The 20,238-nt window shown below is 40.4% G+C and carries 16 protein-coding genes; 9 read left to right on the top strand and 7 right to left on the bottom strand.

The window, feature by feature from the left end:
• Positions 1-6 precede the first annotated feature (6 nt).
• The 6 genes from WKR92_RS02055 to mutS all read left to right on the top strand — a co-directional run bounded on the left by WKR92_RS02055 (position 7) and on the right by mutS (position 11,106).
• Positions 7-1,374, top strand: coding sequence for a dipeptidase (locus WKR92_RS02055; RefSeq protein WP_375556170.1), 1,368 nt, complete (start codon positions 7-9; stop codon positions 1,372-1,374).
• 193 nt (positions 1,375-1,567) lie between these two features.
• A complete protein-coding gene (locus tag WKR92_RS02050) occupies positions 1,568-3,547 on the top strand; it encodes a polysaccharide biosynthesis protein (RefSeq protein WP_375556169.1) in 1,980 nt (659 codons plus the stop codon).
• Between the two features lie 92 nt (positions 3,548-3,639).
• Positions 3,640-5,781 carry a cation:proton antiporter gene (locus WKR92_RS02045; protein ID WP_375556168.1) on the top strand — a complete coding sequence of 714 codons (2,142 nt, stop codon included), beginning with the start codon at positions 3,640-3,642 and terminating at the stop codon, positions 5,779-5,781.
• Between the two features lie 4 nt (positions 5,782-5,785).
• Entirely contained in the window at positions 5,786-7,048 is a 1,263-nt protein-coding gene (gene icd / locus WKR92_RS02040; protein ID WP_375556167.1) for an NADP-dependent isocitrate dehydrogenase, read from the top strand.
• A gap of 30 nt (positions 7,049-7,078) precedes the next feature.
• On the top strand, positions 7,079-8,452 hold the full coding sequence (locus tag WKR92_RS02035) for a sigma-54-dependent transcriptional regulator (protein ID WP_375556166.1): 1,374 nt from the start codon (positions 7,079-7,081) through the stop codon (positions 8,450-8,452).
• Between the two features lie 44 nt (positions 8,453-8,496).
• Positions 8,497-11,106: a DNA mismatch repair protein MutS gene (gene mutS, locus WKR92_RS02030; protein ID WP_375556165.1), complete on the top strand. Its 2,610-nt coding sequence runs from the start codon at positions 8,497-8,499 to the stop codon at positions 11,104-11,106.
• A 13-nt stretch (positions 11,107-11,119) separates the two neighbouring features.
• On the opposite strand, the gene WKR92_RS02025 is transcribed toward mutS, so the two are convergent.
• Both WKR92_RS02025 and pncB read right to left on the bottom strand, forming a co-directional pair.
• Positions 11,120-11,830 (bottom strand): class I SAM-dependent methyltransferase, encoded by a 711-nt coding sequence (locus WKR92_RS02025; protein WP_375556164.1) that lies wholly within the window; start codon positions 11,828-11,830, stop codon positions 11,120-11,122.
• A complete protein-coding gene (pncB, locus tag WKR92_RS02020; RefSeq protein WP_375556163.1) occupies positions 11,830-13,008 on the bottom strand; it encodes a nicotinate phosphoribosyltransferase in 1,179 nt (392 codons plus the stop codon). Before pncB ends, WKR92_RS02025 begins: the two co-directional genes overlap by 1 nt.
• Positions 13,009-13,080: 72 nt before the next feature.
• Here pncB and WKR92_RS02015 point away from each other — a divergent pair, with 72 nt between their 5' ends.
• Positions 13,081-14,316, top strand: a complete 1,236-nt coding sequence (locus WKR92_RS02015; protein ID WP_375556162.1) for a BaiN/RdsA family NAD(P)/FAD-dependent oxidoreductase — start codon at positions 13,081-13,083, stop codon at positions 14,314-14,316.
• Positions 14,317-14,375: 59 nt separating this feature from the next.
• On the opposite strand, the gene WKR92_RS02010 is transcribed toward WKR92_RS02015, so the two are convergent.
• From WKR92_RS02010 to WKR92_RS01990, 5 genes are read right to left on the bottom strand one after another with little or no spacing between them, the layout of a single operon-like run.
• Entirely contained in the window at positions 14,376-14,549 is a 174-nt protein-coding gene (locus tag WKR92_RS02010) for a hypothetical protein (protein WP_375556161.1), read from the bottom strand.
• 42 nt (positions 14,550-14,591) lie between these two features.
• Positions 14,592-15,023, bottom strand: coding sequence for a c-type cytochrome (locus WKR92_RS02005; RefSeq protein ID WP_375556160.1), 432 nt, complete (start codon positions 15,021-15,023; stop codon positions 14,592-14,594).
• On the bottom strand, positions 15,013-15,660 hold the full coding sequence (locus WKR92_RS02000) for an SCO family protein (RefSeq protein WP_375556159.1): 648 nt from the start codon (positions 15,658-15,660) through the stop codon (positions 15,013-15,015). Before WKR92_RS02000 ends, WKR92_RS02005 begins: the two co-directional genes overlap by 11 nt.
• A gap of 7 nt (positions 15,661-15,667) precedes the next feature.
• Positions 15,668-16,102 carry a hypothetical protein gene (locus WKR92_RS01995; protein WP_375556158.1) on the bottom strand — a complete coding sequence of 145 codons (435 nt, stop codon included), beginning with the start codon at positions 16,100-16,102 and terminating at the stop codon, positions 15,668-15,670.
• 27 nt (positions 16,103-16,129) lie between these two features.
• Positions 16,130-16,600, bottom strand: a complete 471-nt coding sequence (locus WKR92_RS01990) for a DUF4442 domain-containing protein (protein ID WP_375556157.1) — start codon at positions 16,598-16,600, stop codon at positions 16,130-16,132.
• Between the two features lie 74 nt (positions 16,601-16,674).
• On the opposite strand from WKR92_RS01990, the gene hemF reads away from it, so the two are divergent.
• A complete protein-coding gene (hemF, locus tag WKR92_RS01985; RefSeq protein WP_375556156.1) occupies positions 16,675-17,577 on the top strand; it encodes an oxygen-dependent coproporphyrinogen oxidase in 903 nt (300 codons plus the stop codon).
• Positions 17,578-17,681: 104 nt separating this feature from the next.
• Positions 17,682-20,228: a DNA gyrase subunit A gene (gene gyrA, locus WKR92_RS01980; RefSeq protein WP_375556155.1), complete on the top strand. Its 2,547-nt coding sequence runs from the start codon at positions 17,682-17,684 to the stop codon at positions 20,226-20,228.
• Positions 20,229-20,238 lie beyond the last annotated feature (10 nt).

Below are 20,238 nucleotides of genomic sequence, written 5' to 3'. Positions count from 1 at the left end.
TAGTCTATGCAAGAAATAAAAAAATACGTGGAGGAAAATCAACAGCGCTTTTTGGATGAGCTGTTTGAACTGCTGCGTATCCCATCGGTAAGTGCAGATCCTAAGTATAAGGATGATGTTATTAAAACGGCCGAATTTGTAGCTGAAAAGTTAAAAAGTGCTGGAGCCGACAAAGTTGAACTTTGCGAAACGGCGGGTTATCCTATTGTATATGGTGAGAAAATTATTGACCAGTCGAAGCCAACTGTTTTAGTATATGGTCATTATGATGTGCAACCACCAGATCCGCTTGAGCTATGGGATACACCTCCGTTTGAACCAACGGTAAGAGATGGGAAAATATTTGCTCGCGGTGCCTGCGATGATAAAGGTCAATTCTATATGCATGTAAAGGCATTTGAACTGATGCAAGAAAAAGGCTTACTTGGATGCAATGTTAAGTTCATGATAGAAGGGGAAGAAGAAGTAGGGTCGGAAAACTTGGGCGTGTTCGTTGAAAACAACAAAGAACGCTTGAGTGCCGATGTAGTGTTGATTTCAGATACGGCTATGATTAGCCTAGAAAACCCTTCGTTGGAGACTGGTTTACGGGGATTATCCTATGTGGAGGTAGAGGTGACGGGGCCAAACCGTGATCTGCATTCGGGGGTTTACGGCGGTGCCGTTGCTAACCCGGCGACTATTCTCGCGAAAATGATTGCATCACTACATGATGAAAACAACCATATTGCTGTTCCGGGTTTTTACGATGATGTAGCCGAGCTTTCTGATAGTGAACGTAAGCAGATCAATGAGGCTCCTTTCGAGTTGGAGACATACAAGGAGGATTTAGGTATCAAGGAGATTTGGGGTGAAAAAGGATATACAACGTTGGAACGAACGGGTATACGGCCTACCTTGGAGGTTAACGGTATATGGGGCGGTTATATTGGAGAAGGAGCAAAGACAGTACTTCCTTCAAAAGCCAACGCAAAAATCTCAATGCGCTTGGTTCCAAACCAAGATTCGGAAACAATAACGCAGTTATTCAAAAAGCATTTTGAAAGCATTGCACCAGATTATGTGACGGTGAAGGTAAGTCCTCATCACGGTGGAGAACCAGTTGTAACACCCACAGACAGTGTGGCGTATAAGGCAGCAGCTAAAGCAATTGCTGAATCGTTTGGTAAGGAACCGATCCCGACAAGAGGCGGAGGAAGTATCCCGATTGTAGCTCTTTTTGAAAAAGAGTTGGGAATTAAGACGGTTCTGATGGGCTTTGGTTTAGATAGTGATAATTTACACTCTCCTAACGAGAAATATGATATTGCTAACTACTTAAAAGGTATAGAAACCATCCCATTGTTCTATAAATATTTCAATGAATTGAGCTAGTGTTAATTAGCATTAAATAAAACGAGCAATAAAAAATGAGATAAGCAGAAGATTAAAAACATTTTCTGCTTATTTTTGTTTTCGGGTAGTGATGTGAGGATAGGGTGTAAGTGTTGATGGTACACTTTTTGCTTAAATTTTTGTTCAGTGATGGCGGATAGAAGGTTTTGGTTGTCAACGTAAAAACTTTAATGTGAAAGAATTTCTACTCCAGGGACGTACGCTTCCGAAATGGATGATTTTTGTTGTTGATATGGTTATCATCAGCTGGTCATTTACCTTTTCATATTTTATTGTCGAGCGGTTTGAGTTCAGTGATATGGTTAGGGGGCACTACCTGATTTATACGGGTATTTTTTGCGCTCTTGCTGTGCCTACTGTGTTCTTCATGCGCTTACACACGGGACTATTACGTTATTCCAACACCCAGGATATGCTGCGGATATTTGCCGCAGTTTTAACATTTAGCATCCTCTATGCTGTTGTTAATATGGTGTTCATAGAAGGCGTCCTCAAGATAACTTCGCGACACTTACTCAGTGTTCTTATCATCAATTTCTTTATCACATCATCGCTGTTGATTATGCTTCGTATCTTTGCGAAGGCTGCTTTTTATGTTCTGATCAGGCGTTATGGAAAGCGGGAAACAGTAAGGGTACTTATCTATGGATCAGACAAAAATGCAATTTTGGTTAAACAAGCACTTGAAAATACATCCGCAGTCAATTATGTGGTGGAAGGCTTTGTTGATGTCGACAGAACTCGTCTGAATTCATATATGGAGCAGAAACGGGTGTACCACTTTAAGGAACTCCCTGTTTTAAAATCGAGAAAGAAAATTGATCAGTTGGTAATTATCAATGAACGGCTAGGTGAACGTGATAAAAAAGTAGTAATTGAGCGTGCGCTCAGACTTGGGATTAAAGTCATCACCGTTCCTCCTGCGGGAACATGGCTTTCTGGAAAGCTAGATAGAAAGCAAATTCAGAACCTTCGAATCGAAGATTTGCTTCAACGCAAACCTATCAAGATAGATCAAAGTAGAGTGAGTGCCGACTTAAAAGGAAAGCGCGTATTGGTAACTGGTGCGGCCGGCTCTATAGGTTCGGAGATAGTCCGACAGGTTTTACAATATCATCCATCACTCCTTATTTTATGTGATCAAGCTGAATCTCCTTTGCATGAGCTACAATTGGAGTTGAGAGACCGTCTTCCGGACGCAACGATACAAATTGAAATTTCCGACGTTCGGGATTCGAAACGGATGAAGGATTTATTTGAGGAATTTAGTCCGCAAATGATATATCATGCTGCTGCTTACAAGCATGTGCCGATGATGGAGAGTAATCCGTTTGAAGCGGTGAAAACGAATGTATTGGGAACAAAGATAATCGCTGATCTAGCGGTCCGTTATGGTGCGGAGAAATTTGTTATGGTGTCAACCGACAAGGCAGTAAATCCAACCAATATAATGGGTGCTTCGAAACGATTGGCTGAAATTTATATTCAATCACTGAATGCTGGTCAGCATACCGTGGAGGTGGTGGATAGTTTGATGAAGCATGAGATTTCCAGGAACGGAAATCTTGAAAGCAAAACACGTTTTATAACAACACGCTTTGGTAATGTATTAGGCTCGAACGGATCGGTAATACCGCGGTTCAGAAGTCAAATTATGAAGGGAGGGCCAATAACAGTGACTCACCCGGAAATAACACGTTACTTTATGACTATTCCAGAGGCAGTTCAGCTTGTATTAGAAGCTGGAACCATGGGTAATGGGGGCGAGATTTTCGTTTTTGACATGGGTAAGCCAATCAAAATTTTAGATCTTGCGAAGAAAATGATTCAGTTGTCTGATTTAGAAGAAGGCAAAGATATTGATATCGTATTTTCAGGATTAAGGCCGGGTGAAAAACTGTATGAGGAACTTTTGAACGTAAAAGAACTCACAATGCCAACCCATCATGAGAAAATTAGTATAGCAAAAGTAGTAAGCTATCCTTTTGCAGAGACCAGCAAAAACATTGTTGAATTGCTTGCGATTAACGAACGACATAATAATGAAGCGATTGTTCGGAAAATGAAACGAATCGTTCCTGAGTTCCTGAGTAAGAACTCTCCTTATGAAATAATAGACGGTGAATTAGAAGAAAAACAGGAGACTGCGTAAGCCAGACTTTACCGATTTTTTCTATCTTTGAAAACAACATAACGCACTAGGTTGTGCTATAGTAGTTTTTAAATTAACGCTAGAAAAAATTTATGGATAAGGGATTTATAGAACATATAAGACATGCATTTGAAACGCCTTTATCAAATCCAGTTTTAATATTTGCGCTCATCCTTTTTATAATCTTGCTCTCCCCAATACTCTTGCGGAAGATAAAGATTCCAGCGATCATTGGCTTGATCGTATCAGGGGTTATTATAGGCCCTCATGCACTGAATATTCTTGAAAGAAATATAGCGGTCGACTTGTTTTCGACTATTGGTTTGCTATATATCATGTTCGTGGCTGGTCTTGAGTTGGACATGAATGACTTTGGGAAAAGTAAATATAAGAGCCTGACTTTTGGATCTTTTACTTTTTTAGTTCCTGTTATCTTTGCCTATCCAATGTTCCATTTTGTGTTTGGCTATGATCCTGCTGCTAGTATTATGATCGCAGTTATGATGGCTACGCATACCTTGGTAGCCTTTCCTGTGGTAACAAGTTACGGAATAGCGAAGAATGAAGCTGTTGCAGTCGCGATTGGGGGAACGATTTTGACAGACACGGCCGTATTGGTAGCGTTGGCGGTCATCGTGGGCTTCTCCGCAGGAGCGCTAAATGGGGAGTTTTGGTTGCAAATGGGGATTTCATTTTCGATCTTTCTCGTTATTATGTTTGTAATCATCCCTCGGGTGGCTAAGTGGTTCTTTAAAAAGGTGGAGGCTGAAAAAACATCGCATTATATCTTTGTTCTTTCAATTGTTTTTTTCGCCGCTTTTATTGCGGAAGTATGTGGGCTCGAGCCGATTATTGGCGCGTTTATGGCGGGATTGGCGCTTAACCGATTTATACCGCATTCATCGGCTCTTATGAACCGGATTGATTTTATCGGGAATGCGATATTTATTCCTTTCTTCCTCATCAGCGTGGGTATGCTTGTTGATGTTAGTGTACTGATTAATGATTCCCGTGCCATTTTAATTGCCTTAGCCCTGATCGCCGTCTCTATATCAGGTAAATGGTCTGCAGCTTTTCTTACGCAAAAGATTTTCAAATATTCTGCAGCTCAGCGTCAATTAATATACGGCTTGAGTGGATCTCATGCTGCAGCAACCTTGGCAGTGATCATGGTGGGCTTCCAAAATGACATTGTTGGAGAGAATGTTCTTAACGGAGCAATTTTGCTAATATTGGTATCTTGCGTAATTGCAACCTTTGCTGCTGAAGCGGCCTCTAAGAAGGTTGTATTGGAAGGAGATATCGATGTTGAGCCCAACGCCAAAGATGAAAATGCCGAGGAAAATATTATACTACCCATCGCCAATTTAAATAATATGCAGACGCTTTTGGACGTAGCGTCATTAATCCAAAGTAAAAAATCTCCGCATCCGCTGACTGTTCTTTCGGTGGTTCCTAACAATGAAATGGCAGAAATAAATCTGAAGAAGGCCAGAAAGAATTTGGATTCGATAGCAAAATATGCATCGGGAAGTGAAACAGAGGTTAATATTATGACGACAATCGACTATAATATTGCAGGCGGTATTAGTAGGGCGTCAAAGGAGATTCTTGCCACTGGCATTCTTATAGGCTGGCCAAGTAAAACCAGCATAATTGATAAATTAGTAGGTGGTAAGGCAGAAAGTATACTCAACTTGACAGATGTGAGTTTATTCATGTGCCGTGTCGAGCAACCTGTTGTGGGTCATAAGCGAATTGTTTTATTTGTGCCGCCGATGGCCGAAGCGGAAAAAGGTTTCCAATATTGGCTAAGTAAAGTTATTTTGCTTACTCAGGAATTAAGCTTACCTGTGAAATGCATATGTAACGCAAGGACACAAATCGCAATCGAAAAATATATACAAAAGAGAAAAGTTAGCATCCATATTAACTTCGAGAATGCACTTTTTTATGAAAAAATGCAAGATTTAAGTAAATACATCGAACCTGAAGATTTTGCCGTATTTGTATTGGCAAGAGCCGGAGATGTTTCATACGATCACCATTTTGATTCATTTCCCCGCCGGGTTAGTGATATGTTCCCGTCAAATAATTTATTGCTAATTTACCCGAGTCGTAGAAATAGAAGTACAATAGATTTGACTGATGTTCACCACGCCCCCTATGCACCAGGCTTGGAGACCATGGAAAACTTAACGAAACGCTTTACTAATATTTTAAGAAAGGATTAACTCAATGGCAGCTAAAATCAGTAAAACAGAGCAAGGTTTACAAGTTCCTGATCGGCCGGTAATTCCATTTGTAATTGGGGATGGAATTGGACCGGATATCTGGCATTCAGCGGTACGGGTTTTTGATGCCGGAGTAGAAAAGGCCTATGGAGGACAGAGAAAAGTTGAATGGAAAGAAATATTAGCTGGACAAAAAGCTTTTGATGAAACGGGTGAATGGTTGCCAATAGAAAGCATCGATGCCATGAAAGAGTATATCGTGTCGATCAAAGGGCCGTTGACTACACCAGTTGGTGGTGGGATTCGTTCGTTGAACGTGGCGATTCGTCAGGAACTGGATTTATATGCATGTGTCCGCCCGATAGAATGGTTCAAAGGAGTTCCGTCACCTGTAAAGCATCCTGAGAAAACGGACATGATGTTGTTTCGTGAGAATACTGAAGACATCTATGCGGGTATTGAATTCATGGGAGATTCGTTGGAAGCGAAGAAAATCAGAGACTTTCTGGCTAACGAATTGAAGGTTGCTTACTCGTTTGAATTTAACCCGTCGATCGGTATCAAACCGGTATCTGAAGAGGGCTCTAAGAGACTTATCCGAGCGGCTATAGAATATGCACTGAAAAACAAGAAGACTTCCTTAGCCTTAGTTCATAAAGGTAATATAATGAAGTTTACTGAAGGTGCGTTTAAGAACTGGGGTTATGAGTTAGTTGAGGAAGAATATTCGGACAGAGCTTATACATGGGGGCAATGGGAAAAGACGAAAGCAGAATTCAACGAAGAAAAAGCGAATGAGGAGTTGGAAGAAGCTTCGAAAGCTGGAAAACTGATTGTAACCGATGTTATTGCAGACAATTTTTTACAACAAATACTTCTGAATCCGCAGAATTATTCCGTAATAGCTACGTTAAATTTGAACGGTGATTATATTTCAGATGCTTTGGCGGCGATTGTCGGCGGCATAGGGATTGCACCTGGAGGAAATATAAATTATAAAACGGGGCATGCGGTTTTTGAAGCAACGCATGGAACGGCGCCTCGTTTTGCAAACACAAACACAATGAACCCATCGTCGGTTATATTGAGTGGGGTAATGATGTTTGAATATTTAGGCTGGATAGAAGCTGCAGCGTTAATCAAGTCCTCTGTGGCGGCGACTATTCAAAGCAAAAAAGTGACGATTGATTTTTATAACCAAATGGATGATGCAACTTTGTTAAAAACTAGCGAGTTTGCAGACGAAATTGTTAGACATATACAGTAATCACCATCTTGGTCGAAAGGGAAAATATTTATGGTTAAAGTATTATTAGTAGAAGATGATGCAACGTTTTCTACTATTATTGAAAATTATTTAAAGAAACATCAATATCAGGTTGATGCACAGTTCTCGATTGCAAGTGGGCTCGAAGCGATTAAGAATAATAAATATGATTTGTTGTTGCTAGACTATAGACTGGGAGATGGAAACGGATTTGAATTATTAGATTACACGCGTGATCAGGGTCTTAACATCCCAGCAATCATAATGACAGGTTTTAGCGATGTCCGAACTGCGGTGAAAGCCATGAGAAAAGGGGTTTATGATTATATTACGAAACCCGTAAACCCGGAAGAATTGCTTATGATTCTTAAAGGCGCATTGGAAAATCCAGAAGTAGGCAAACCCGCGGCTGTTCAAGAGAAATCAAAGACTCATAAACTTACTTCTAGCTCGCCTGAATATATACAAGGAAAGAGTAAGATAGCTAACAAGTTACAGGAGTATATTAACTTGGTAGCTCCCACAGATATGTCGATTTTGATTCGGGGTGAAAGTGGAACAGGTAAGGAGTATGTGGCGCGTTCTATACATGAAAAGAGTAAACGCTCGGATAAATCTTTTGTTTCTATTGATTGCGGAACGTTGTCAAAAGAGTTATCTGCTAGCGAATTGTTCGGGCATGTAAAGGGTTCTTTTACAGGTGCATTAGCAGATAAGCGAGGTCAGTTTGAGGAAGCTTCAGGTGGAACATTGTTTCTCGATGAAATTGGTAATTTAGGCTACGATGTACAGGTGAAGCTATTGCGGGCGCTCCAAGAACGTGTTATTCAGCCTATTGGTGCCAACAAGCAGATTAAGGTTGATGTGCGGGTGATCGCTGCGACGAATGATGATCTTTTAGGAAGTTCTTCGGGTGGTGATTTTAGGGAAGATCTTTATCATCGTATCAATGAATTTGAAATATTGGTTCCTCCATTACGTGAGCGAGGTAATGACCTTCGTTTGTTTACTGAATTTTTTGTTGAAAAAGCAAATGAAGAATTGGGAAGGAATGTTGAAAATTTAAGCGAAGAGGTTTGGTCTGTATTCTCAGCCTATGACTGGCCAGGCAATTTGCGGGAGTTGAAGAATGTAGTGAAACGAATGGTATTGTTGACTGGTGGTTCAATTGCGGAAGTCTCCGCGCTGCCAGAGGAAATGGTGCTTTCGATTAAGAACACGAGCAATGAAGATTCTTATGATATTTCCGGTGATGATCTAAAATCAAAAAATGAAGCTCATGAGCGACAGTTGATAATTGATGTTCTACAAAAAGTTAAATACAACAAAAGCAAAGCTGCTCAGCTCTTGAATATAGATCGGAAAACACTTTATAACAAGCTTGATAAATATCAAATTCTTTAAAAAGTCACATAGTTTTTATCTCTTTAAAATTTAAGTTATAAGTATTGGCAAAGAAAGAAAAGAAAGTGACACCTTTAATGCAACAATACAATAGCATTAAAGTTAAATATCCAGGAACATTATTATTATTCCGCGTAGGGGATTTCTACGAAACATTTGGTGAAGATGCGATCAAGGCTGCTGAGGTATTAGGTATTGTCTTAACGAAGAGAGGTAATGGTACAGCATCGGAAGTAGCCTTGGCTGGCTTTCCTCATCATTCTTTAGAAACCTACTTGCCTAAGTTGGTGAGATCAGGTCTACGTGTGGCTATATGCGACCAGCTGGAAGATCCGAAAACGACAAAAACTATTGTAAAACGAGGTGTTACGCAATTGGTGACACCGGGCGTCTCTTATAATGATAACATTGTTCAGCAAAAGTCGAATAATTATCTAGCGTCTCTTTATTTTGAAAGGCAATACATCGGCTGTTCCTTTCTCGATATTTCAACGGGTGAGTTTTTGGCTGCTCAAGGAAGTGCGGAGTACATTGATAAATTGTTGCAGAGCTATAGTCCGAATGAAATCATCTTAAATAAAGCGAGTTTTAAACAGTTTACAGAAATATTTGGAACGCAGTTTTATACCTATACCCTAGACGAATGGCCGTATACGGGTGATTATGCAAAAGAGTTACTATTAAAGCATTTCGAGGTGACAACGTTGAAGGGCTTTGGAATTGAGAAACTGGGTTTAGCGGTGGTGGCTGCGGGTGTTGCCTTACACTATCTAAATGAAACTGAACATCGCAATTTACAACATGTTTCCACCATTTCTAGAATAGAAGAGGGAAACTATATGTGGTTGGATCGCTTTACGATTCGTAACCTAGAGCTTGTTGATTCACACAACGAGAACGCGGTCACGCTCTTAAACATATTGGACCATACATCGTCGCCGATGGGCGCACGGTTACTGAAGAAATGGATTGTTATGCCATTGAAAGATCAGAAGCCCATTGCTGGTCGACTGGAAGTGGTTGAGTTTCTTTTGAACAATGAAGACTTACAAAGTACGCTGCTGACTGAAATTAAGCAGATTGGAGATCTGGAGCGACTGATCAGCAAAATCGGCTTACAAAGAGCGAATCCTCGAGAGATTGTTCAGTTGAAGCGATCTTTATATGCCATTCAGGCTATTAAGGAGACAATTCAAGGCATTGATTCAAAGTCATTGGGGATGATTGGGGATCAGCTAAATTCTTGCGTCATGTTGTGTGATCAGATTGAGAGTGAGATCCATCCTGAACCGCCAGTTGCGATTGCCAAGGGGAATGTCATTGCCGAAGGGGTTAGTGAGGAGCTGGATAGATTGCGCAGCATCGCTTATGGAGGTAAAGACTTTTTATTAGAAATTCAAAAGCGGGAAGCAGAAACAACGGGAATACCATCATTGAAAATATCTTTTAATAATGTCTTCGGCTACTATCTGGAAGTGACGAATGCTCACAAGGACAAAGTGCCAGAAACATGGCAAAGGAAGCAGACATTGGTTAACGCTGAGCGCTACATAACGGCTGAACTGAAAGAGTATGAAGAGCAGATTTTAGGTGCGGAAGAGAAGATATTCGCGCTTGAAAATCAGATATATGCTGATATTCTTCGTTCACTGGTTGAGTACATAAAGCCGGTACAATTAAATGCGCAGTTGATTGCACAACTCGATGTATTACTGAATTTTTCGTTAATCGCACGAAAGAATCATTATACGAAGCCGGAAATAACAAAAGAGACGATTATCGATATAAAAGGAGGGAGGCATCCGGTTATTGAAAAAACCTTGCCTTTGGGTGAGGATTATATTACAAATGATGTCTTTCTAGATAATGAGACCCAGCAAATCATTATTATCACTGGTCCGAATATGGCTGGTAAGTCGGCCTTGTTACGTCAAACGGGATTGATAGTATTGATGGCTCAAATGGGTTGCTTTGTGCCTGCTAAGGTAGCTAAATTAGGATTAACCGATAAGATATTTACACGGGTGGGAGCATCTGATAACTTGTCTAGTGGTGAATCTACTTTTATGGTGGAGATGAGTGAGACGGCCAGTATATTAAACAACATCTCCCCGAGGAGCTTGATTTTACTTGATGAAATAGGAAGAGGGACGAGCACCTATGATGGTATCTCCATTGCATGGGCGATTGCTGAGTTTTTACACCAATATCCTGCTGCGAAAGCTCGGACATTGTTTGCTACGCACTATCACGAGCTCAATGAACTAACGAATAGTTTTAACCGAATAAAGAATTATAATATTGCTGTTAAGGAAATTAATAATAAAGTTATTTTCTTGAGAAAATTAGTGCCGGGTGGGAGTGAGCATAGTTTTGGTATTCACGTTGCAAAGATGGCAGGTATGCCAACAGCAGTTATTCAACGGTCGAATGAAATTTTGAAGCGCCTAGAACAGGAGCGGACAGGTGGTGAAGATATAAAGAACAGTCTGAAAAAGGTTCAGAAGCAGGCCTATCAGTTACAAATGTTTTCAATAGACGACCCGGTTCTTGTAAAGATTCGTGATCTTCTCAATAATTTAGATGTTAATACCTTGACGCCAGTAGAAGCCTTAATGAAACTGGATGAGATTCAACGAGTACTAAAGAACTAAGACTAAATCTTCCTTAGAATGTTGCTTTTAATTCCATGCGAACAAGGTATTGGTAATGATCATCTTCATCAAGTATTTGTACAACCCAGCCTAATTGGTGACCGATTTTAATTAATTCGTTTTGGTCGATATATAGCCATCCAAAAGGTTGTCCTTTTCTGCCTTTGTATTCGTACTGGAAGTGAATCTCACCATAATAGTGACCTGCTGGTTTGGGTAACTCTTCAGATTGATAATAATAGTCGATATCAGATGTATCAAACAACAGCTGCCCTCCAGGGTTTAGAAGTGTTTTGCAATGATTAAATAGGTTGATCAAGCCGTCTACAGTTTGAGCTAGTCCAATTCCATTCATAAGGAACAGAATGGTGTCGTACTTATCGCCCGAGTAAGACAGGATATCTTCATTGACTATTTGTTTTACACCACGTTGTTTCATGACCTGGCAGGCTTTGGAGGAGATTTCTAAAGCGGTTACCTCCATGTTTTGTTCTTGTAAGTAGAGACTGTGACTTCCTGCACCAGCGCCAACATCAAGGACCTTGCCGTCGCAGAGTGCTAGAGCAATTAATTCTTGATCGGGAAGTTCTTCTGCACTTCGGAAGAATAGGTCGACCGGCATCGTTTCCTGGTCACGATTGTTCGTATAGAGAATCAAATTTTCGTCGAAGCGATCATGAAAGTAATCATCGAGTGCTTCGCCGTACACATCAGGATAGTTCATTAACTATTAATATCTAAAAGTTTTTTTGCAAGTTCTATTGTTTCCAAGTCACCTGTATGTTTGTTTTTTTCATCAGATAACTTGATAACTGGGGTCCAGGCGCCTTCCTCTGGGAGAGCTTCAATCATCTTTATGACAATATTCATCGGTTTTAAACCAACATCATTTGTCAGACTCGTACCTACACCAAAAGAGATTCTAATACGGTCACGGCAGTATTTGGCTATGCGTTCTACTTTTTCATAGTTTAAGCCATCGGAAAAGATGATGGTTTTCGTTTTTGGATCGATCCCATTGTTTTCATAATGTTGAATGGTCATATCTGCAAACTCGAGAGGGTCTCCGCTGTCATGGCGGACACCATCAAAAAGTTTTGAGAACTTCTTGTCGAATTGACTAAAAAAGACCTCGCTTGTATAGGTGTCAGATAAAGCGATTCCTAAGTCGCCTCGGTAAACATCGGACCAGTTTTCGAGTCCGAGAAGGTTGGCCATTTTAAACCCAAACTTCGCTCCGTGGAACATAAACCATTCATGCGCATGTGTGCCGATGGGTTTTGTTTGATGTTTCATGGCTAAGTGTACATTGCTGGTGCCTATAAACGTGCTTTTTCCGGATTCAACTAATGTTTTTGTAGTTAAATCGTGCACCTGATAAGAATGTCTTCTCCGAGTTCCAAATTCTGCTAGGCTAATGCCGAGCGTACTATATTTGCTTATTTTATCTCTTGCTGTGATGATTACGTCTTCATCGCTGATACGCTGTTGACCACCTGTTTCATAATACAATTCACATATCAGACTCATTATTGGAACTTCCCACATAATTGTCCGGTACCATAGCCCCGACACCCTTACTGACAACTCTGAACCTTTTTGCGATACCTCTACTTCGTTTGAATCATAGCGATAACCCTGTAGGAAATCAAGATAAGTGGGAGTCAAATATGGACATGTGTTTTCTAAGTAGTTCTTCTCTTCTTTGGAAAGCTTGAGACCTTCCATTTCTTTTACGGCTTTTTTTAATAATTCTCCAAAGCCATCAGGAAACGGATGCTTACCGCGATTGATGAACTGGTATTTGGCTTTTGCTCTAGGGAAAAGTTGGACAACCGCATGTTGCATCGTGAACTTGTAAAAGTCATTGTCCAAGATTGAAAATATCGGAGATTTCGCCATAAAATTATTGCTCTATCGATAGCCCCTTGTTCAGGATCCTTCGAATTTAAAATAAAGCTAAAAATATAAATTATGTTTGTGATTATCTATCTTCGTGGTTTTCAAATGTTAAATTCCATGATATACGATGCGATTATAGTTGGAGCTGGTGCTTGCGGCCTGATGTGCGGTGTACAAGCTGCAAAAAATGGAAAGAAAATTCTCGTTCTTGAAAAAAATGAAAAAGCCGGCGCTAAGATTCTGATTTCAGGAGGAGGACGCTGCAATTATACCAATCTGTATACTACTGTTGACAATTTCATTTCAGCTGACCGGGAGTTCTCGCAGTCGGTGTTCAGCCAGTGGAGCGTTGATGATACGGTTGCTTTTTTTAAAAGGAACGGAATCGTCGGAAAAGAAAAGACATTAGGACAGCTATTCCCGATAAGTAATAAAGCCAAGGATGTTGTGGCAGTATTCCTTAATCTTTTACGAAAGTACGGTGGACGTCTAGAAACGAATGCAAATGTGACTCAGGTTAGCAAGAAGGGAGATCTTTTTGCCCTGAAATATGAATGGAATGGTCTTGAACATACTCTTGAATCGCGTAAAGTGGTTATGGCTAGCGGTGGGCTGCCGATTAAAAAATTAGGTGCAAGCGATTTTTCGCTGAGGGTTGCCCGGGAGTTTGGTCTAGATTTGATAGAAACTGCACCTGCCTTGGTTCCGCTTACTATTACAGGTAAGGATCATCCATGGTTTGCGGATTTAGCCGGCAATACTGTTTTTTCCGAGGTATCAGTTGGAACTGTTCGCTTTAAGGAAAATATTCTCTTTACACATTGGGGCTTAAGTGGTCCAGCTATTTTGCAAATTTCTTCGTACTGGCGAATTGGTGAGCCAATTGTGATCAATTTGCTGCCGGGCGACTCAATCGCCGATATAATTGCCAAAGAAAGAAGTCAAGGCGGTAAGCGTTTGCTACTTCATGTTTTACAAGATCATTTTACAAGAAAGTTGGCGGAGGCTCTAGGTAAATATCTGCCTTTAGACAAAAAAATAGCGTCGATGAGTAAGGTGGAAGCAAAGCTAGTTGCTTCGACGATTCATAAATTCACAATTAAACCTGCGGGAGACAAGGGCTATGATAAGGCTGAAGTAATGAGAGGAGGAGTGGCTACTCACGAATTGGATTCGCAGTCGCTCGAGTCAAAAAAGGTAAAAGGGTTGTTCTTCGGCGGAGAGTGTGTGGATATGACGGGCTGGTTAGGGGGCTACAATTTTCAATGGGCTTGGGCGTCTGGTTACGCTATCGGCAACAGAATCTGATAACCCGATTCATAGATTCTGTTGCCGATAAACAGGTTCTGTTTCCAATAAAATACCCCTTAATAATAGTACATGAAAATAATGATCGCTAAAACCACGACGGCAACTATAATCACCCAGTTCAGTGTTTTACTTGCGGATTTATCATCCTTTTCTTTAACAGCTTCTTCAGAAGGTCCAGGGTTACGCTGATTTTCTGGATAATTGTCTTCTATGTCTTTATGATCCTTCATGATATGTTTTCTTTTTAAAACACCGCAAGGTCATAAATGTTTTTACTTAGGCCGATGTTCAATAAGATCTTGCTGGACTTGTTCGGGCGTATAAAGGCCAATCTTATTGCCAAAAGAGTTGCCAATATAATTGATGATATAGGTGATCTCAATAAGAGTTAGATGAGTCTCCGCGGGCATTTTCTCATTATATAACTGACCATTTATCGTAACAGGTCCCTCCATGCCATATTTAATTATTGCGGCCAACTTATTTTTATTTGCGGAAATATAGCTGGTGTCAGTTAAGGGGGGAATTAACAAGCCCAACCCTTCTCCTAGCGCTCCGTGACAGTTCTGACAATGTTTTTCATATGCCGTCTTTCCGTTAACATAATAACGTGCTTGGTCGATTTGGGAGCCACTCTTGCAAGAAGAGATGACAATTCCTGATATTAGGCCGACGATAAGGCCGTATACCAACTTATTTCTCATATTCTTTTAGAAGTATATCCATGTCAGACATCAGTTGTTCCACTTCTGCCTCCTCAGTTCCATTATAGGCTCCACGGATATGTTTGTCTTTATCAATAAGTAAAAACCATCCTTGATGTTCAAAGCCACCCGGAGCTGCTTCGTTTTCTTCAGCAAAAACCATGTAAGAAGGAGAGATGCCATAGATAGACTCACGTGTTCCTGAAGCAAATTGCCATTGTTGACCCGATACCCCAAGCTTTTCGGCATAATCTTTCAACACGCTTGGTGTATCGTATTTTGTGTCAATGCTATGAGATAGAAACATAACTTCTTGGTTTCCTTTGTATTTCTCGTATACCTTTAGCATGTTCCTATGCATGATCGGACAAATACTTGGACAGGAGGTAAAAAAGAAGTCGGCTACATAGATGCTGTTAGCGAAAGTTTCACCGGTTATAATCGTGCTGTCCTGATTTAAAAAGCTAAACTCGGGTATGCTATGATATAAGGTATCGGTATCAATCTCTCCATCAACCTCTTTTTCTACGGGTTCACGAGAGCCTAATATGGGTAGAGTTTCCGTAGAATTAGTCGATTGGCACGCGCTGATAATTAATAAAGTTACGGCAATAACGGGGATATATTTGATTTTCATTTTAGTGTTAGTAGATATCCAATGTTCGTTCGGTGGTCTCAGATACGTCGATGAATTCTTGTTTAATTTCCTCCATTTTGGTCTTTTCGACTTCTAGGTAGGCTTTTATTTCATCGTTTGATTTTCCCTCGAAGTTAAGATTGAGGTCATGCATCCAGTCGTTCATGGAATCATGTGCTTTTTCAAGTCGATTTTGTAGTTCGGTAAGCTCTACGCGTTGCTGAGCAGTGTCTAAATCAGGGTTAGCAGTTTTATAATCATCCAGATTAAGCAATATTGTATCAATCTTTTGAATATCACGAACAAATGTGCCCATCATAGGCATTACCTCGTCATGTATAGCGATCATTTCGTCTTGAAGCTGACGGTTGGCATCTGGTGTCTGGTTGCAAGCTCCAAACAAAGCAACAGCAAGTAATAAAAGGAGCGGAGAATGTTTCATGTTCTTGTTTTTAGACAAATATACAAACTAATATTTAGGGTCGTTTAAGTTGCGGATGTAGACTTCATTTTTGACAGAGGCGCATAGCAGGCCGTCACGATCAAACAGGTCAAATTCGAAGCAGATGACATGTTTGCCAAGGTTGTCCAAGTCGGCTTTGGCGTGTTGTATTTGTTCTGATGTAATGGAAATCGAAAAGTTTAGATTCTTTCTTGCAGGCTTCTTGTATTCGATATGTGCGCTTTTTAACCAAATCAACACCTTACGCTCTTCACTTTTTAAAATTTGATCAAAAAGGATAGCGTAAAACGGATCGGTTGCCGAGAAAATTGTTCCGCCGAAGATTGATCCATTATAATTTCGATTCAGAATACTATGATGAATTTTAACATCGACACCGCGGAAACCTTTGTGAAATTTCTTTACCCATATTCTTTGGAAGAATAAGGGCGGATAGAAACGCATAGCCCATTTCAGTACATTTTCAGATACCCGCATAGCTATCAAATATACAGAGAAGTGCTGTAAATCTCTATTTCTTTCTTTTCAAAAATTAACGGATATTTGCTTACATGGACTTTAAAGATAAAGTAGCTGAAAGTTATAAACGAATTCAAGACGAGATTTGCCAAGGATTGGAGAATGCAGATGGCTTAGGTAAATTTAAAGAGGAGTTGTGGGAACGAGAAGGGGGCGGCGGTGGTAGAACGCGAATCATACAAGACGGAAACATCATAGAGCGCGGAGGGGTAAATTTTTCTGCAGTACATGGTACGCTTCCCGATCCCATCAAGAAGTCCTTCGGAGTAAACGACGACCAGTTTTTTGCGACTGGAGTATCTATCGTAATTCACCCGAAAAGTCCATGGGTTCCTATCATTCATATGAATATTCGCTATTTTGAACTTAATGATGAGACACGTTGGTTTGGTGGTGGTATTGATTTAACTCCCCATTATATTGATGAGGATGACGCCGCGTTTTTTCATAGATCATTAAAGGAGACTTGTGATCACTATTCTCCTGGTTTTTACCCGGAGTTTAAAGATTGGGCGGACAGGTATTTCTTTATTAAGCATCGAAATGAGACTCGCGGGATAGGCGGAGTGTTTTATGATCGGTTGACACCAGCCAAGACATCACTGACTTACGACGATATATTTAAATTCTCTGAGGATCTTGGTCGTTCCTTTGTCCCGATATACCGCGAGTTGATAGATAGAAATAAAGATCGAAAATTTGGTGAAAACGAAAAAGAATGGCAGTTTATTAGGCGAGGAAGGTATGTCGAATTTAACTTGGTTTATGATGCCGGAACGAAATTCGGTTTAGAAACCAACGGACGTATTGAATCTATTTTAATGAGCTTGCCCCCTCATGCGAATTGGGCTTATAACTTTACACCGAAACCCGGTAGTAACGAGGAGAAAACCCTCAGCCTTCTAAAGAAAGGGATTGACTGGATTTCTTTATAAAATGCGGTTCAAAAGCACTTTTCAATTCGCTAAATATGCTTATTTTTGCTAACTTCGCAACGCTCATAATGTATGAGCATATAGTTTAATTGAACTAATTATATATGGCTGACGAAACAGAAAACGAAAACAATTTAGTACCAGCTAACGATCGTATAATCCCAATCAATATTGAAGATGAAATGAAATCGGCTTACATTGATTATTCAATGTCGGTTATTGTTTCAAGAGCATTGCCTGATGTGCGTGACGGAATGAAGCCAGTGCATCGTCGCGTATTATACGGAATGTTGGATCTTGGGGTGACGAGTAACAAACCTTATAAGAAATCAGCGCGTATAGTCGGCGACGTATTGGGTAAGTATCACCCACACGGTGACTCATCGGTATACGGAACCATGGTTAGAATGGCTCAGGACTGGAGTATGAGATATACACTAGTTGATGGTCAGGGTAACTTTGGCTCGGTGGATGGAGACTCACCTGCGGCGATGCGTTACACGGAAGCTCGTCTACAAAAGATTGCAGAGGACATGCTGGCTGATATCAACAAAGAGACGGTTGATTTTCAGCTAAACTTTGACGATACACTACATGAGCCAACAGTTCTTCCTACACGAATTCCTAATTTATTAGTTAATGGGGCTTCAGGTATTGCGGTGGGAATGGCTACGAATATGGCTCCGCATAATCTTTCTGAAGTTATTGACGGCACGGTTGCATATATTGATAACAGAGATATTGAGATACCTGAGTTAATGCAATATATAAAAGGTCCTGACTTTCCAACTGGTGGTATAATCTACGGATATAAAGGTCTTCAGAGTGCATTTGAAACCGGCCGTGGTAGCATCATTATGCGTGCTAAGGCGGAAATTGAGGTGACTAAGAATGACCGTGAACAAATCATCGTTACCGAAATACCTTATCAGGTAAATAAATCGACAATGATTGAGCGAACGGCTGAGCTTGTCAACGAGAAGAAGATTGAGGGTATATCTTCTATTCGCGACGAATCTGACCGCGAAGGTTTGCGTATCGTTTATGATATTAAGCGCGATGCTAATGCTTCCGTTGTTCTTAATAACTTATTTAAATATACAGCATTACAAAGCTCGTTCAGTGTAAACAATATCGCTTTGGTTCACGGGAGACCGATGATGTTGAACTTAAAGGATCTTATACATCACTTTGTTGAGCATCGTCACGAAGTTGTAATCAGACGAACTAAGTTTGAACTTGCTGAGGCTGAAAAAAGAGCACATATACTTGAAGGGTTATTAATCGCTCTAGATCATATTGAAGAAGTAATTAAGTTAATTCGTGCGTCAAACACTCCCGATGAAGCGCGTACCGGATTGATGGAAAAGTTTGGTCTGTCTGACATTCAGGCTAGAGCTATCCTGGATATGACGCTGAGACGTTTAACAGGACTGGAACGTGATAAGATCAAGGAAGAGTATGCTGAGCTGATGAAGACGATTGAATATTTGAAGTCTATTTTAGCTGATGAAAGCTTGCGGATGTCTATTATCAAGGATGAACTCTTAGAGGTTAAAGAGAAATACGGTGACGAACGCAGATCTCAGATTGTTCACTCTGCTGGTGATATGAGTATGGAAGATTTCATCGATGATGAGGAAATCGTTATCACCATTTCGCATGAGGGCTATGTAAAACGCACGCCATTAAGCGAGTATAGATTGCAAAATCGCGGAGGTAAAGGTGCATTGGGTTCTAATACCAAAGAATCTGATTTTACGGAGCATATCATCACTGCAACCGCACATAATTATTTATTATTCTTTACTGATGCCGGACGTTGTTTCTGGCTCCGTGCTTTCGAGATTCCTGAAGGATCAAGAGTATCTCGAGGTAGAGCACTGCAGAATATTATTAATATTCCGAAGGAAGAAAAGGTTAAAGCCTATATTAAGGTAAAAAACCTGAAAGATCAGGAATATTTAGAAAATAACTTCATTATCATGTGTACTAAGCGTGGTACAATCAAAAAGACTTCGCTAGAGGCCTATTCGCGTCCACGTGCTAATGGTATTAATGCAATTAATATTCATGAGGGTGATCAATTAATCGAAGCGAATTTGACAAACGGAGAAAGTGAGATTGTAATTGCTTTACGTTCTGGGCGCGCTATCCGATTTAATGAGTCAACCGTACGCCCAATGGGACGTACAGCTGCTGGTGTACGTGGAATTAGGCTTGCACATGATCAAGACGAAGTCATTGGCATGATTAGTGTCAATGATAGTGCATCTACAATTCTGGTAGTTTCTGAGAATGGTTATGGTAAACGAACCGATCTTGAAGACTATCGTATAACGAATAGAGGTGGAAAAGGTGTAAAGACAATTAATATTACAGAAAAAACTGGTAAATTAGTTGCAATTAAGGATGTTACGGATCAAGATGACCTGATGATTATTAATAAGTCAAGCATCGTAATCCGTATTTCGGTACAAGAGTTGCGAGTTATGGGCCGCGCTACTCAAGGAGTGAAGCTCATTAACTTGAATAAAAATGATCAGATAGCATCGGTAGCGAAAGTGGAGAAAGATGAGGATGTGGAAGAAGATACACAAAGTGATGTTGCTGATGCTGGTGAGGAATCAGGTACACCAACGGAGGATTAATAAAATGCCA

This window comes from Albibacterium profundi (genome assembly GCF_042159835.1).
GTDB lineage: Bacteria > Bacteroidota > Bacteroidia > Sphingobacteriales > Sphingobacteriaceae > Albibacterium > Albibacterium profundi.
Note: the sequence above shows the minus strand (reverse complement) of the source record. Positions and strands in the feature narration are given on the sequence as shown.

Coding starts and splice junctions, on each gene's coding strand:
- gyrA (WP_375556155.1), top strand. CDS start 17,682: ATGGCTGACGAAACAGAAAACGAAAACAATTTAGTACCAGCTAACGAT.
- WKR92_RS02000 (WP_375556159.1), bottom strand. CDS start 15,660: ATGAAAATCAAATATATCCCCGTTATTGCCGTAACTTTATTAATTATC.
- WKR92_RS02035 (WP_375556166.1), top strand. CDS start 7,079: ATGGTTAAAGTATTATTAGTAGAAGATGATGCAACGTTTTCTACTATT.
- WKR92_RS02025 (WP_375556164.1), bottom strand. CDS start 11,830: ATGAACTATCCTGATGTGTACGGCGAAGCACTCGATGATTACTTTCAT.
- pncB (WP_375556163.1), bottom strand. CDS start 13,008: ATGGCGAAATCTCCGATATTTTCAATCTTGGACAATGACTTTTACAAG.
- WKR92_RS02015 (WP_375556162.1), top strand. CDS start 13,081: ATGTTTGTGATTATCTATCTTCGTGGTTTTCAAATGTTAAATTCCATG.
- icd (WP_375556167.1), top strand. CDS start 5,786: ATGGCAGCTAAAATCAGTAAAACAGAGCAAGGTTTACAAGTTCCTGAT.
- WKR92_RS02010 (WP_375556161.1), bottom strand. CDS start 14,549: ATGAAGGATCATAAAGACATAGAAGACAATTATCCAGAAAATCAGCGT.
- hemF (WP_375556156.1), top strand. CDS start 16,675: ATGGACTTTAAAGATAAAGTAGCTGAAAGTTATAAACGAATTCAAGAC.
- WKR92_RS01995 (WP_375556158.1), bottom strand. CDS start 16,102: ATGAAACATTCTCCGCTCCTTTTATTACTTGCTGTTGCTTTGTTTGGA.
- WKR92_RS01990 (WP_375556157.1), bottom strand. CDS start 16,600: ATGCGGGTATCTGAAAATGTACTGAAATGGGCTATGCGTTTCTATCCG.
- WKR92_RS02055 (WP_375556170.1), top strand. CDS start 7: ATGCAAGAAATAAAAAAATACGTGGAGGAAAATCAACAGCGCTTTTTG.
- WKR92_RS02005 (WP_375556160.1), bottom strand. CDS start 15,023: ATGAGAAATAAGTTGGTATACGGCCTTATCGTCGGCCTAATATCAGGA.
- WKR92_RS02045 (WP_375556168.1), top strand. CDS start 3,640: ATGGATAAGGGATTTATAGAACATATAAGACATGCATTTGAAACGCCT.